Raw genomic sequence first — 12,926 nt, forward strand, 5'->3', positions numbered from 1 at the left:
GCCGTGGAGAACGAAGTTCTCCAAAGGCGAACCCGCCCTGTCTGAGGGCGAACCCCCCGTCGGACATCCGGCTTCTCGAGGATACGCGCGCGCCCGCCGGACCCGCCCCGGTCCGTGCCACGATACTCGCGGAGTCCTGCTGTGATAGCGAGGATACTCGCGGAGTCCTGCTGTGATAGCCCGGTCCGTGCCACGATACTCGCGGAGTCCTGCTGTGATAGGCCGGTCCGTGCCTTGATATTCGCGGACCTGCGATAGCGAGGGGTCGGCCTTCAGGGCAGCTGGGCGCGGCGCAGGGCGGCGGCGGCGAGGGCGTCGAGCACGGGCTCGTCCATGCCGATCGCGCCGGGGCTCAGGTGGAGGGTCAGCTGCGGGTATGCGGCCTGGACGGCGGCGATGAGGGCGGGGACGTCGCGCTTGATGTGTTTGCCGCCGGGGCTGAGGAACAGGGGGACGACGGCGATCGTGCGGTGGTCCGTGGCGAGCCTGGCGATCGCGGCGGCGAGGGTGGGCCCGTGCTCGAGGGTGGCGACGTGGACCGGCGTGGCGGGCTGAGCAGGCGCAGGCGAGCCGCGGTGCGCTCTGCCGGGGCGAGCCAGTCGGGGTCGGGGCTGCCGTGGGCGAGCAGGACGATCGCGTCGGCGATCATGCGCGGGCGGCTCGCAGCTCGACGGCGAGGATCGAGGCGTGGTCGCGCAGGCGCTGCAGGAGGGCGGGCGTGGGCTCCTGCTCGAAGGTGATGGTGGCGCAGGCTGCCTGGCCGCCGGCGAAGATGATGTTGCTCATGTTCTGCACGTTGACCTGCTCCTCGCGCAGGGCCGTGAGCACGCCGGCGAGCACGCCGACGTGGTCGAGGTGGCGGATGACGAGGCTGTAGCGGGTGCTGCGGTCCGCGAGGTTGACGCTGTGGTGGACCACGCCGTGGGCGGCGTAGTCGTGGACGATGCGCAGGACCTCCTCGGCGATCGCGGCCTCGGCCTGCTCGGTGGAGGCGCCGATGTGCGGGGTGGCGTAGATGTCCGGGAGGTCGGCGGCGAGGCTGTGGTAGCTGGCCTTGCTGTCGGCGGGCTCGCCCTCGAAGACGTCGAGGCCGGCGCGCAGCTGGCCGCTGCGCACGGCCGCGGCGAGGGCGGCGTCGTCGACCACGCCGCCGCGCGAGGTGTGGAGGACGATGCTGCCGGGGCGCAGGAGGGCGAGCTGCTCGGCGCCGATGAGGTGGTGGGTCGCCTTGTTGAAGGGGACGTGGACGCTGACGACATCGGCGGCGCAGAGGAGATCGGCGAGGGACGGCTGGGGGGTGACGCCGAGGTGCTCGTAGAGCTCGGGGCCGGGCATCTGCGGGTCGTAGGCGAGGAGCTTCATGCCGAAGGCGCGGGCGCGGACGGCGACCTCACGGGCGATGACGCCGAAGCCGACGAGGCCGAGGGTCTGGCCCTTGATGCCGCGGGCCTTGCCGAACTTGCCCTTGTTCCACGTGCCCTGGCGCAGCTCGAGGGTGGCGTCGACGATGCGGCGGTCGAGCGCGAGGAGGAGGCCCATGGTGAGCTCGGCGACGGCGATGGCGTTCTTGCCGGGGCAGTTGGCGACGAAGATGCCGCGGGCGCTGGCGGCCTTGAGGTCGATGGTGTTGACGCCGGCGCCGGCGCGGATGACCAGCGAGAGGTTGGCGCTGGCCTGCATCGCGGCGGCGTTGACGACGGTGGATCGGACGACGAGGATGTCGGCGCGGGTCTCGGCGATCGCGGCGGGCAGGTCGGCCTCGCCGAGCTCGGGGCGGTACACGACCTCGCCTGTGCGGGCCAGGATGTCGCGGCCCTGGGTCGGGAACTTGTCGGCGATCAGCACCAGCATGCGCGCAGAGATATCACAGGCGCGGGGAGCGGTGGATCGCGGATCTGGCGGTGGGCGGGTCGTGTCTGGCAGGCGGCGGATCGGCGTGCGGTGTGCAGGAGCGGGTGGATCGCGGATCTGGCGGTGGGCGGGAGATCCCGGTATGTGTGGGGCCGTGCGTGGCGCGGAGCGACTGCTGTGGGGTTCGTTGTGGCTGCTCGGCTGCGGGGCGGGCGAGCGGGCGCCGTCGGCCAGCCCGTCGCCGCCGCCGGCGAGCGGGGCGGTCGGTGGGCAGGAGCGCAGCGCGGGGCCGCCGGCTGCGGGTGCGGGGACCGGTGGTGGGATCGCGGGTGTTGCGGGTCTCGCTGGTGGGTCGAGCGCTGCGGGGCCGGGCGTGGTGGCGCAAGCGGTCGCGGCGAGGCCGGGGCCGGCGGACGCGGGCAGCTGCCCGGCGCAGGACGATCCGGGCTACGGGCTGCTGGTGGTGCCGCAGCGGGCGGTGGTCGGGCAGCAGCTGACGATCCTGGCGGCGACGCTCGACGACGAGGCGGCGATCGCCGTGCGCGTCGACGCGGGGCCGCGGGTGCAGGAGGCGGGGGAGGGTGTCCCTGCGGACATGTCCTTTCGGACTGGTGTGCCGGCGGCGACGATCGTCCGCCTGACGCCGACGCAGGCCGGCGAGCTGACGGTGGTCGCCGGGCGCGGCGGGGTCGGGCGCGCGTGCTTGCGGGTCAAGGTGCGGGCCGCGGCGGCGCGCGAGGCCCCGCCGGCGGCGCCCGGGAATCAGGCGTGGCCGAGCGTGCGCGGGTGGGACGCGGGCGAGGAGGCGCTGTACTCGGCGTGGCTGCGCGAGCTGTTCCACGCCGAGCTCGGGGCCGACCTGGCGACCACGGCGCTCGACCAGATCACGAGCGACGCGGGGCGCAACCTGCTGCATGGGTCGCTCGGCTGGGACGAGGACGCGAAGCACCCGACCGGGCTGGCGATGCGGCCGGACTGCGCCGACGTGCCGTACTTCTTGCGGGCGTACTACGCGTGGAAGCGCGGGCTGCCCTTCGTGTTCCGCGGCTGCTCGCGCGGGAGCCCGGGCAAGGCGCCGCGCTGCGGTGAGGGGACGGACAACGCGGCGCCGCAGGACGGCACCGGGCCGCAGCCGGGGCAGCTCGGGGCGGTGCAGTACTACCTGCGGCGGACGCTGGCGTGGGGGGTGCATACGGGCAACGGGCGGGTGGCGATGACGGACGAGCGCAGCGACCTGTACCCGGTGCGCCTCGATCGCCGGGCGCTGCGGCCGGGCACGGTGTACGCGGATCCCTACGGGCATATTTTGGTGCTGGTGGAGCTGTTCGAAGGGACAGGTGGTCGACCGGGGGTGCTGTACGCGGTCGACGGTCAGCCGGACGGGAGCATCACGCGCAAGCGGTTCTGGGAGGGCAACTTCCTGTGGAACCCGGACCCGGGGCTCGGCGGATCGGGGTTCAAGAACTTTCGTCCGGTGGTGGTGAGGGACGGGGTGGCGGCGCAGATGACCGACGCGGAGATCGCCGGGGCGCCGGGCTACGGGGATGGATCGCCGGCGCAGGCCGAGCTGGCGGCGCCGGCCTTTTATGACGCGATGGAGCGCATCATCACGCCGGGGACCCGCGACGCGCTGCTGGCCCAGGAGGAGGCCGTGGCGGCGCTGTTCGAGCAGGCCCGCGTGCGCGTGACCTCGGTGGCCAACGGCGACGACTACTTTAAAAAGAACCCGGGCGCGACGGTGGCGATGCCGGAGGGCTTCAAGGTGTTCGAGACGACGGGGGCGTGGGAGTCGTACTCGACGCCGGCACGCGACCTGCGGCTGCTGATCGCGATGGACGTGGTGCGCGGCTTCTCGGACAAGGTGCGGCGCCAGCCGGCGGTGTTCGGGGTGACCGAGGGGCCGGGGCTGGACGAGTTGATCGTGAAGCTCGAGCAGGCGCGCGGGGAGCTGCTGGCCGCGCCGCGCTTTCGCTTCGAGTACCGGCGCAGCGACGGGTCGACGTGGGGGCTGACGCTCGCGGATCTGATGACGCGGGCGAGCGCGCTCGAGGCGGCCTACAACCCGAACGACTGCCCGGAGCTGCGCTGGGGCGCGAAGCCGGGGAGCGACGAGGCGAGGACCTGCGGGCGCACGGCGCCGGCCGAGCAGCAGGCGAAGATGCAGCGGTACCGGAGCTGGTTCGCGGAGCGCAAGCGTCCGGCGCGGGGGACCTGAGGCGCTGCAGGGCGCAGGGGACCGGAGGGGGGGCAGGGCCTGGCATGAGGGACCTGAGGCCCGGGGCCGGGCTGGCGCGAGGGACCTGAGGGCCCGGGTCAGGGGTGGCGCGGGGCGTGGTCGAGGGCGCCGAGGATCATGCCGGTCATGGCGGCGGCCATCGCGGGGTCGTCGAGGCGCTCGGGGTCGCGGCGCAGGGTGGTGCGGACGAGGCCGCCGAGGGCCTGCACGAGGGCCGCGCCGAGCAGCTCGGGGGCGGCGAGGCGGAGCTCGCTGCGGGCGCGCAGGGCCTCGCCGACCCGCAGCTCGAGCTCTGTCTCGAAGTGGTCGATGCTGGCGCTGGCCTGGCGGGCGGCGCACTGGTGGAGGGCCTGGTGGAGGCGCGGGGCGACGCGGTGGGCGGCGACGATGGCGGCGACCAGCTGGGCGACCGCGCCGGGCAGCGGGCGGTCGCGGATGCCGGCGAGGGCTTCGCCGAGGACGCTGCTCATGACGGCGATGTGGCGGCGCACCAGCTCGTCGATGAGGGCGTCGCGGTCGGTGAAGTACTGGTAGAGCGAGCCGATGCTGACGCCGGCCCGCTCGGCGATCGCGTTGGTGGTGGCGGCCTCGGCTCCGTGGCGCTCGAGGATCTGAGCCGCGGCCTTGAGGATCGCCTCGACGGTCGCCTGGGCTCGACCCTGGATCGGGCTGCGGCGGGGCTGGGGACGCTTCTTGTGGGCTTTCGGGCGGGTGGGGGTGGGCATCGGGAGAACGCGAGTGGCGAATATCTGAGCAAAGGCTCATCTTCTTCGCAAGCCAAAAAGGAAAGGCCACCATGCGAAAGATCGTCAAGCTGTTGCGCTTTGGAAGCACGTACATCCGCCTCGTCCGCGACGCGGGTCGCCTTGATCTGGTGTTCGCCCTCGCGGACGCGCTGGCCGACCCGAAGGAGCCGCCGCCGGGGCTCACCGAGATGCTGGGTCGGCCGGGAGTCGCGGAGTATATGGCCGGGTCGATGGCGCCGCTCCAGGTCGAGTTGGTGGCGCTGCGGGCGATGCCCGCGGGCAGCCTGGGGCGGGCCTTCGCGGCCTTCCTCGACCAGCGTGGGCTCGATCCGCACGGGCTCTATCACAGAGATGCGGAGCAGGTCGTCACAGATGTCGATCGCTTCAAGCTGCACATGGAGCGGACCCACGACGTGTGGCACACGGTGCTGGGCTTCGAGACGGACGTCGCGGGCGAGCTGGGGCTGCAGGCGTTCACGATGGCGCAGCTGGATTCACCGCTGGGCGCGGTGCTCCTGTCGGCGGGGCTGCTCAACGGGCTGCTGTTGGCGCCGGAGGATCTGACGCGGCGGATGGAGGCGATCGTCCGCGGCTGGCGGCTGGGGCAGAGCTTGCGGCCGCTGTTCGGCGCCGACTGGGCCAGCATGCTGGGCTGGCAGCTCACGGAGGTGCGGGCCCACTTCGGCGTGCGTGACGAGGACGTGCGGGTCGCGGCGATGGCGGCGTGAGCGTGGCTGCGGCGGGGGAATAATCGCCGCGATGGGCGTGCGGGGGTGACGACGCGGTGGAGCGGGCGAATGGCGCCCGCGGTTGACACCCGCGGGCGCGCGCGCGAGAACGCGGGCCCGTGCGCCGCCTCGCCTGTCTCTGGCTCGCCTCCTCGCTGATCGCGGTGGGCGGGCCGGCGCGCCCGCTGCACGCGGCGCCGGTCAGCGAGCGCGCGGCCGATGTGCCGCTCGCGGTCGAGGGACCTGCGCCAAAGGACAGGTCGGGAGAGGCTGGCGCGGAGGACAGGTCGGCTGGCTCCGGGGACAGGTCGGGGTCAGCTGGCCCGGAGGACAGGTCGGGAGAGGCTGGCCCGGAGGACAGGTCGGGGTCGGCTGGCCCGGAGGACAGGTCGGCTGGCTCTGGGGACAGGTCGACGCCGCGGTCGGCGGCCGAGGGGATGCCCGCGGCGCCGCGGGTGCCGGCGCCGACGGCTGCGATCAAGGATGGGGGTCCAGAGCTGGTCACGGTGGCGGTCGGGCTCGGGCCCTCGGCGCCGGGCTCGAAGGCGGAGACGGCGGTGGTCGACGCGCTCGAGCGCGCCGCCCGGGCCTCGCAGGCGCCGCCGACGCTGGTTCGCCGCCTGCGGGCCGGGGCGGGCGAGGGGCGGGCGATCTGCCGCGAGCGTCGCGACGACCTGGTGCTGCTGCTCGAGTACATGCCCGATCGACCCGAGCCGGTGTTGGTGCCCCGGGACTGCCGCCTCGACCGTGAGCTGGCGCTCCGGGGGAAGGAGGCCGCAGGTGAGCCGGCCCTCATCGGCGTACTGTGGGAGGAACATCGGGCGCTCGTCCGCGGCGGGGCCCGCGAGCGCAAGGTGAGGATCAGCCGCAAGGTGAAGACGGGCCTCATCGCTGGCGGGGCGATCGTGGTCGTCGGGCTGGCGATCGTGCTGGTTGTGGTCAACAGCTTGCGCCGCGAGACGGTCGTGCTCACAGTGGGGCCATGACGCTTGCGGCACGTTTCGGGCGCTGGTTCATTTCTTTGTCCCTCGCGCTCGTGGCGGCTGTATTGCTGTACGTGGGGCTGTTCGTGGGGCTGTTCGTGGGCCCCGTCGGGGTGGCACACGCGGAGTCGGGCACGCTGGCGGGCTGGCAGCTGTCGACGGCGAGCAGCGAGCTGATCGTCGGGCGGGTGACGCTGCGCTACGACCCGAGCCTGGCCGACGAGGCGCGCGAGCTGGCGGACTACATCCCGGGCTCGTGGCGGGAGATCGAGAAGGCGCTGGCCGGCGACCTCGACGACCGGCTGACGATCAACTTCGTGGCCCACGCGGGGCGCATCGCCGAGGGCACCGGCATGCCGCGCTGGGCCGCGGGTGTGGCCCACTCGGAGAGCGGGGAGATCGTGATCTCGAAGCACGCGCCCGACGGCTCGCTCAGCGACCTCGACTCGCTGCTGCGCCACGAGATGGCCCACGTCGCCCTGTATCGGGCCACGGGCGGGCAGGAGCTGCCGCGCTGGTTCCACGAGGGCGTGGCCGAGAGCTTCGGCAACGAGATCGATCTGCTGCGCAGCCAGACCCTCGCGGGCGCGGTGTTCGGGCCCGGCGTGCCGGCGCTCGATCAGCTCGAGGACAACTTCCACGGCATCGACCCGATCGCGGTCACGGTGAGCTACGCGGCGGCCCGCGACTTCGTGAACCACCTCCGCTACCGCGACGACGGCTCCGACCTGCGCCAGCTGATGACCGAGCTGCGCCGCGGCACCAACTTCGAGGCCGCGTTCGTCAAGGCCTTCGACCGCAGCCTCGGGGAGCTCGACGGCGAGTGGCGCAGCGGGCTGACGGGGCGCTTCGTGTGGTTCCCGGTGATCAGCTCTGGCGGGCTGCCCTTCGCCGCCCTGTCGCCGCTGGTCGTGATCGCGGCGGTGCGTCGGCGTCGCCAGCTGAAGGCCGGCTGGGACCGCCTGAGCCGCGAGGACGAGGCGCTGCACGCCGAGGTCGCGGCGGTGCTGCGCCGGCCCGGGCTGGTGCTGGCGCCGTCCTGAGCGGGTGAGACCTCGCCTGGCCTCAGGGACATGTCCGTGGGGCCTCGGCTGCTGACTCCGTCCTGAGGGGGGCGCTTCGCCTGGCCCCACGGACATGTCTGCAAGGCCAGGTGGATCGGCGCGGCCGAGGTCGAGGGGGCAGGTGGCGCGCCGAGGGCGCGGCTTTACAGGAGGGGGCGCGCTGGGCTATGGCCCCGGACGATGCAACGGATCGGTGCAGGGACGCTGCGCGGGCGGGTGCTTCGGCCGCTGCCGGCTGCGATCGCGGGCCTGCGTCCGACCGGGTCGAAGGTGCGGGGGGCGATCTTCGATCGCCTGCACCTCGGGCTCCCGGACATGGTGGTGCTCGATCTGTTCGGGGGCAGCGGGGCCCTGACGATCGAGGCGCTGAGCCGCGGCGCAGCCCGGGCCACGATGTTTGAGCAGCACCCGAAGGTGCTTGCCCACCTGCGGACGCAGCTCCGTGAGTTCGCGCTCGAAGATCGGGTGCGGCTGTTCGCGGGCGACGCCTGCGAGCTGCTGCTGCGCCCGGTGGCGGTGCTCGGCGGGCCCTTCTCGCTGGTCCTGGTCGATCCGCCCTACGCGATCACCACGGCCGTGCTGCCGATCGTGGCGGCGCGCCTGAGCGGGGGTCTGCTGGTCCCGGGGGCCACGCTGGTGTGCGGGTACGATCGCGCGACTCGCCTGCCCGCGTGGCCGGCGGGGTTCACCGTCGAGACCTCGCGTCACTACGGTCAGGCCGGGGTGGATTTTGTCCGCTGGGACGGCGGCTCCAGCCGCTAAGCTGGGGACACCCGAAAACCCCGAGGCGACGCCGATGATCGACCTACCCACCAACGCTCGCGCCGGCATGCTGAGCTCGTCGCCCACTCTGGCGATCTCCGCCCGTGCGGGCGAGCTGCGGGCGCAGGGCAAGGCGGTGCTCAACTTCAGCGCTGGCGAGCCCGACTTCCGCCCGCCGGCCGCGGTCACGGCGGCGCTCACCGAGTTCCTGGCCACGCGGCCGGTGCACTACACGCCGGTCGCGGGGATGCCCGAGCTGCGTGACGCGGCGGCGGCCGAGCTCGGTCGCTACCACGAGCGGCCGGTGCTGCGGAGCGAGCTGCTGGTGTCGTGCGGGGCGAAGCACAGCCTGGCCAACCTGTTCGCGGTGACGCTGGCGCCGGGCGACGAGGTCGTGATCCCGGCGCCGTATTGGGTCTCGTACGTGGACATGGTGAAGCTCGGGGACGGCGTGCCGGTGGTCGTGTCGACCCGGCGCGAGGACGGCTGGCGCCTGCAGCCGGACGATCTGGCGGCGGCCCTGACCCCGCGGACGCGCTTCGTCGTGATCGGCAACCCGACCAACCCGACGGGCGCCGGCTACAGCGCGGCCCAGCTGCGGGCGCTCGGCGAGGTGATGGCCCGGGTGGCGCCGCAGTGCTGGCTGCTGGTCGACGACATCTATCGTCGGCTGGTGTACGGCGACTTCGTGCACGCGAGCGCGTTCACGGCGCTGCGCGGGGTGACGGAGCAGATCGTGGTGATCGACGGGGTGTCCAAGAGCTTCGCGATGACGGGCTACCGCATCGGCTTCATGCTCGCGCCGGCGAAGGTGGTCGCGGCGGCGTCGCGGCTGCAGGGGCACGTCACCTCGGGCGCGGCGACAACCTCGCAGGTGGCGGCCCTCGCCGCGCTGCGCGACCCGAGCTGCGAGCCGGCGGTGCAGGCGATGCACGCCGCCTTCACGCGGCGCCGCGAGTTCATGCTCGCGGGGCTGCAGGCGCTGCCGGGGGTCGACACCTTCGCGCCGGACGGGGCCTTCTATTTGTTCGCGGACATCTCGCGCCACCTCGGGCCGGGCACGCCCTTCGCGGACGATCTGGCGCTGGCGACCTGGTTGCTCGAGCAGAAGCTGGTGGCGACGGTGCCGGGCACGGCCTTCGGCACGCCCGGGTTCCTGCGCATCTCGTATGCGACCGACGACGAGAGTCTGCGGGCCGGGCTTGTGCGGATCGGCGAGGCGATCGGCGGGCTGGCGACGGCGCGGGCCTGAGGTCTCGTCGCGGCGCGGCGGAGCTCGTGCCGCTCGTCGGCGAGGCGATCGGCGGGCTGGCGACGGCGCGGGCCTGAGGTCTCGTCGCGGCGAAGCTCAGACGCGGGCGTCGGTCTCGAACAGGCGCTCGAGCTCGTCGGCGGACTGCTTTGCGTGGGCGATCAGGGCCTGCTCGTTGTCGCGGAGGGTGAATTGCTCGGCGAGGACGCGCTCGTCCCAGCGGCGGAAGGCGAGGGTGAGCTCGTGGGCGTCGGCGCGGCCGAGCTCGGTGAGGGCCTGCTCGGCGAGCTCGAGGCTGGACACGAGTGTCTCGCGGATCACCGTGTCGGCGCCGGCGGCGACGAGCGCGTGGTTGTGCTGGCGGTTGCGGCTGCGGGCGAGGATCCGCAGCTGGGGGAAGTGCTGGCGCGCGTGCTGGACGATGTGGAGCGCGGCCTCGGTGTCGTCGACGGCGACGATCAGGAGGCGGGCCTTGTGGGCGCCGGCGGCGTGGAGCAGGTCGAGGCGGGCGGCGTCGCCGTAGAAGATCTTGCTGCCGTAGCGGCGCACGAAGTCGATCTGGGTCGGGCTGACCTCGAGCGCCGTGAAGCCGACGCGGGCCATGCGGAGCACGCGGGCGACGATCTGACCGAAGCGGCCGAAGCCGGCGATGATGACCCCGTGGGCCTCGTCGATGGTGTCGAAGGGGCGCGGATCTGCGGCTGTCTCTCGGGACAGACGGTCGCGCAGCAGGAAGAGCAGCGGGGTGGTGACCATCGACAGGGTGACGACCAGGATCAGCATGTCGGCGGTCGGGCGGTCGAACACGCCGGCCGCGATCGCGGCGCTGCAGACGACGAAGGCGAACTCACCGCCCTGGGACAGGGCGATAGCGAGGTCGAGGGCGCCGTGGCGCGGCAGCTTGAAGACCAGGCGGCCGAGCACGAGCACGGCGAGCAGCTTGACGGCGACCAGCGCGAGGACCAGGCCGGCGAGGGTGAGCGGCTGCTCGGCGAGCAGGCCGAGGCGGGCCGACATGCCGACGGCGACGAAGAAGAGGCCGAGCAGGAGGCCCTTGAAGGGGTCGATGTCGGCCTCTAGCTGGTGGCGGTAGGGCGAGTCGGCGAGCAGCACGCCGGCCAGGAAGGCGCCGAGGGCCATCGACAGGCCGACCTGTTCGACGAGGATGGCGGTGGCGAGGACGATGAGGAGGGCGAGCGCGGCGGAGAGCTCGCGGATGCGGGTGCCGGCGACGACGCGGAACAGCGGGCCGAGCAGGTAGCGGCCGGCGAACACGAGGCTGACGATGACGCCGAGGGCGAGGCCGACCTGGGCGAGGCCGCTGCGGCCGGCGGCCTCGGCGGCGCGGGCCGTGCCGAGCAGGGGGAGGACGGCGAGGAGCGGGCTGGCGGCGACGTCCTGGAACAGGAGGATGCCGAACGCGGCGTGGCCGTGGGGCGTGGAGAGGCTGTGGCGGTCGGCGAGGATCTGCAGGACGATCGCGGTGGACGAGAGGGCGAGGGCGAGGCCGGTGACGATCGCGGCGCTCGGGGGCAGGCCGAGCAGCCAGACGATCGGCGCGAGCAGGACGGCGCTGACGGCCACCTGCAGGCCGCCGTACTCGAACACCTGGGCGCGCAGCTGCCACAGGCGGGCGGGCTGCAGCTCGAGGCCGACGAGGAACATGAGCAGGACGACGCCGAGCTCGGCGAAGTGGAGGGTGGAGTCGACCTCGTGGATGAAGCCGAAGCCGGAGGGGCCGATCGCCACGCCCGCGGCGAGGTAGCCGAGCACGGCGCCGAGGCCGAGGCGCTTGAACACCGGGACCGCGACGACGGCAGCGGCGAGGAAGATCGTGGCCTGGGCGAGCTGCATCCCGGCGGTGATGGTTACGCGAGCTCGCGGGCGGCGGCGAGGAAGATCGTGGCCTGGGCGAGCTGCATCCCGGCGGTGGTGATTACGCGAGCTCGGGGCGGGCGCCGAGGACGGGGAGGCGGCGGACCGGCGCACGGGGGGAAGCGGCCGCTGCGGCGAGCTCGGGGCGCGGGGCGCCGCAGACGGAGCCCTCGAGGCCGAGCTGGGCGAGCATGTCGAGGTCGTCCTGGACCGAGCGGTTGGGGGTGGTGAGGAAGTCGCCGATCATCATGCCGGAGGCGCCGGCGCTGAAGATGAGCGGCTGGAGCTGACCGAGGTGCTGGCGACCGGCGGCGATGAAGATGTTCTGGCGCGGGAGGGCGAGGCGGAAGCAGGCGATGATGCGCAGCATCTCGAGCGGCTGCAGCGGCTCGGAGCGGGCCAGGCGGGTGCCGTCGACGCTGACGAGGAAGTTGATCGGGACCTCGTCGACGTCGAGGGCGCGCAGGTCCATGGCCAGCTCGGCGCGGTGCTCGGGGCGCTCGCCCATGCCCATGATGCCGCCGACGCAGGTGCGCAGGCCGAGCTCCCTGGCGTGGCGGATGGTGGCGATGCGGTCGTCGTAGCTGTGGGTGGTGACGACCTCGCCGAAGTAGCCGCGGCCGGTCTCGAGGTTGTGGTTGAACTCGGTCATGCCGGCGTCCTTGAGCCGCTGCAGGCCGGCCTTGCTGACGAAGCCGAGCGAGGCGTGGGCCTCGGTGAAGCCGGCCTCACGCACGGCGCGGATGCCCTCGACCATGTGCTCGAGCGCGCGGGAGCCGTCTTCGTAGCCGCGGGTGGCGGTGACCAGGCCGAGCGCGCTGGCCCCCTGGGCCTGGGCGCGCAGGCTGGCGCTGACCATCTGATCGTGCGTGAGGAATTTTTCGGCGCTGACGCCAGTGTCGAAGTGCTTCGATTGGGCACAGAAGCCGCAGTCCTCGGGGCAGCCGCCCTGCTTGGCGTTGACGATCGAGCAGAGGTGGACGTGGTTGCCGAAGCGCCCGCGGCGGACGCGGTCGGCGGCGGCGATGAGCTCCCAGGTGTCGTGCTCACCGGCGAGGTAGCGGGTCAGGCTGGCAGCGTCGAGCGCGTCGAGCTCGCCAGCGAGGACGCGATCGGCGATCGCGTGCGGGGCGGGGAGATCGAGGGGCCGCGCTTCATGCTGCATGGCCGCGAGATATACCGCAGGCGACCGGCGTGGCCGAGTGCGCAGCGCTCAGGCTGCGACGGCGGCGTGCATGGCCCTGCGCGGGTGGTCGGAGGGAGCTCGTGCGGCCGGCGGGAGGCGATCGCGGTGGTCTGCGGGCTCGTGCGGCCGAGGGGAGGCGAGCGCGGTGGCAGGAGGGGGCCTCGCGCGGCCGGGGAGGCTATCGCGGCGGGGGAGCTGTGTTACCCTCCCGGCGCCCTGCGAGGGGGAGATCGTGATGACCGC

At 73.3% G+C, this 12,926-nt stretch carries 11 protein-coding genes; 6 read left to right on the forward strand and 5 right to left on the reverse strand.

The features are described from left to right. Positions 1–272 precede the first annotated feature (272 nt). Together IPJ59_RS37805 and IPJ59_RS15285 are read right to left on the reverse strand one after the other, a co-directional pair. Positions 273–599: a sirohydrochlorin chelatase gene (locus tag IPJ59_RS37805; RefSeq protein WP_366524605.1), complete on the reverse strand. Its 327-nt coding sequence runs from the start codon at positions 597–599 to the stop codon at positions 273–275. A gap of 46 nt (positions 600–645) precedes the next feature. Further along, positions 646–1,851, reverse strand: coding sequence for an NAD(P)-dependent oxidoreductase (locus tag IPJ59_RS15285; protein WP_293272280.1), 1,206 nt, complete (start codon positions 1,849–1,851; stop codon positions 646–648). Between the two features lie 154 nt (positions 1,852–2,005). On the opposite strand from IPJ59_RS15285, the gene IPJ59_RS15290 reads away from it, so the two are divergent. After that, positions 2,006–4,066 carry a hypothetical protein gene (locus tag IPJ59_RS15290; protein ID WP_293272281.1) on the forward strand — a complete coding sequence of 687 codons (2,061 nt, stop codon included), beginning with the start codon at positions 2,006–2,008 and terminating at the stop codon, positions 4,064–4,066. 98 nt (positions 4,067–4,164) lie between these two features. Here the strand turns inward: IPJ59_RS15290 and IPJ59_RS15295 are convergent, their stop codons facing one another. Beyond that, positions 4,165–4,812, reverse strand: a complete 648-nt coding sequence (locus IPJ59_RS15295) for a TetR/AcrR family transcriptional regulator (RefSeq protein WP_293272282.1) — start codon at positions 4,810–4,812, stop codon at positions 4,165–4,167. Between the two features lie 71 nt (positions 4,813–4,883). On the opposite strand from IPJ59_RS15295, the gene IPJ59_RS15300 reads away from it, so the two are divergent. The 5 genes from IPJ59_RS15300 (at position 4,884) to IPJ59_RS15320 (ending at position 9,622) form a co-directional block, all read left to right on the forward strand. Then, the gene (locus tag IPJ59_RS15300) at positions 4,884–5,561 is read left to right on the forward strand and encodes a Coq4 family protein (protein WP_293251944.1); all 678 of its coding nucleotides are present in this window, start codon (positions 4,884–4,886) and stop codon (positions 5,559–5,561) included. A 119-nt stretch (positions 5,562–5,680) separates the two neighbouring features. Continuing rightward, positions 5,681–6,547, forward strand: a complete 867-nt coding sequence (locus IPJ59_RS15305) for a hypothetical protein (RefSeq protein ID WP_293272283.1) — start codon at positions 5,681–5,683, stop codon at positions 6,545–6,547. A 35-nt stretch (positions 6,548–6,582) separates the two neighbouring features. Beyond that, complete coding sequence (locus IPJ59_RS15310; RefSeq protein ID WP_293272284.1) at positions 6,583–7,587, forward strand: hypothetical protein; 1,005 nt, start codon at positions 6,583–6,585, stop codon at positions 7,585–7,587. A gap of 201 nt (positions 7,588–7,788) precedes the next feature. Further along, a complete protein-coding gene (locus IPJ59_RS15315; RefSeq protein WP_293272285.1) occupies positions 7,789–8,370 on the forward strand; it encodes an RsmD family RNA methyltransferase in 582 nt (193 codons plus the stop codon). Between the two features lie 34 nt (positions 8,371–8,404). Continuing rightward, positions 8,405–9,622 (forward strand): pyridoxal phosphate-dependent aminotransferase, encoded by a 1,218-nt coding sequence (locus IPJ59_RS15320; RefSeq protein WP_293272286.1) that lies wholly within the window; start codon positions 8,405–8,407, stop codon positions 9,620–9,622. Between the two features lie 96 nt (positions 9,623–9,718). Here IPJ59_RS15320 and IPJ59_RS15325 read toward each other — a convergent pair whose 3' ends face one another. Then, positions 9,719–11,476 carry a monovalent cation:proton antiporter-2 (CPA2) family protein gene (locus IPJ59_RS15325; protein WP_293272287.1) on the reverse strand — a complete coding sequence of 586 codons (1,758 nt, stop codon included), beginning with the start codon at positions 11,474–11,476 and terminating at the stop codon, positions 9,719–9,721. Positions 11,477–11,558: 82 nt separating this feature from the next. Next, entirely contained in the window at positions 11,559–12,662 is a 1,104-nt protein-coding gene (gene bioB, locus IPJ59_RS15330; protein WP_293251956.1) for a biotin synthase BioB, read from the reverse strand. Between the last annotated feature and the right edge of the window lie 264 nt (positions 12,663–12,926).

Source organism: Nannocystis sp. (genome assembly GCF_016714285.1).
Taxonomy (GTDB): domain Bacteria; phylum Myxococcota_A; class Polyangia; order Nannocystales; family Nannocystaceae; genus Nannocystis.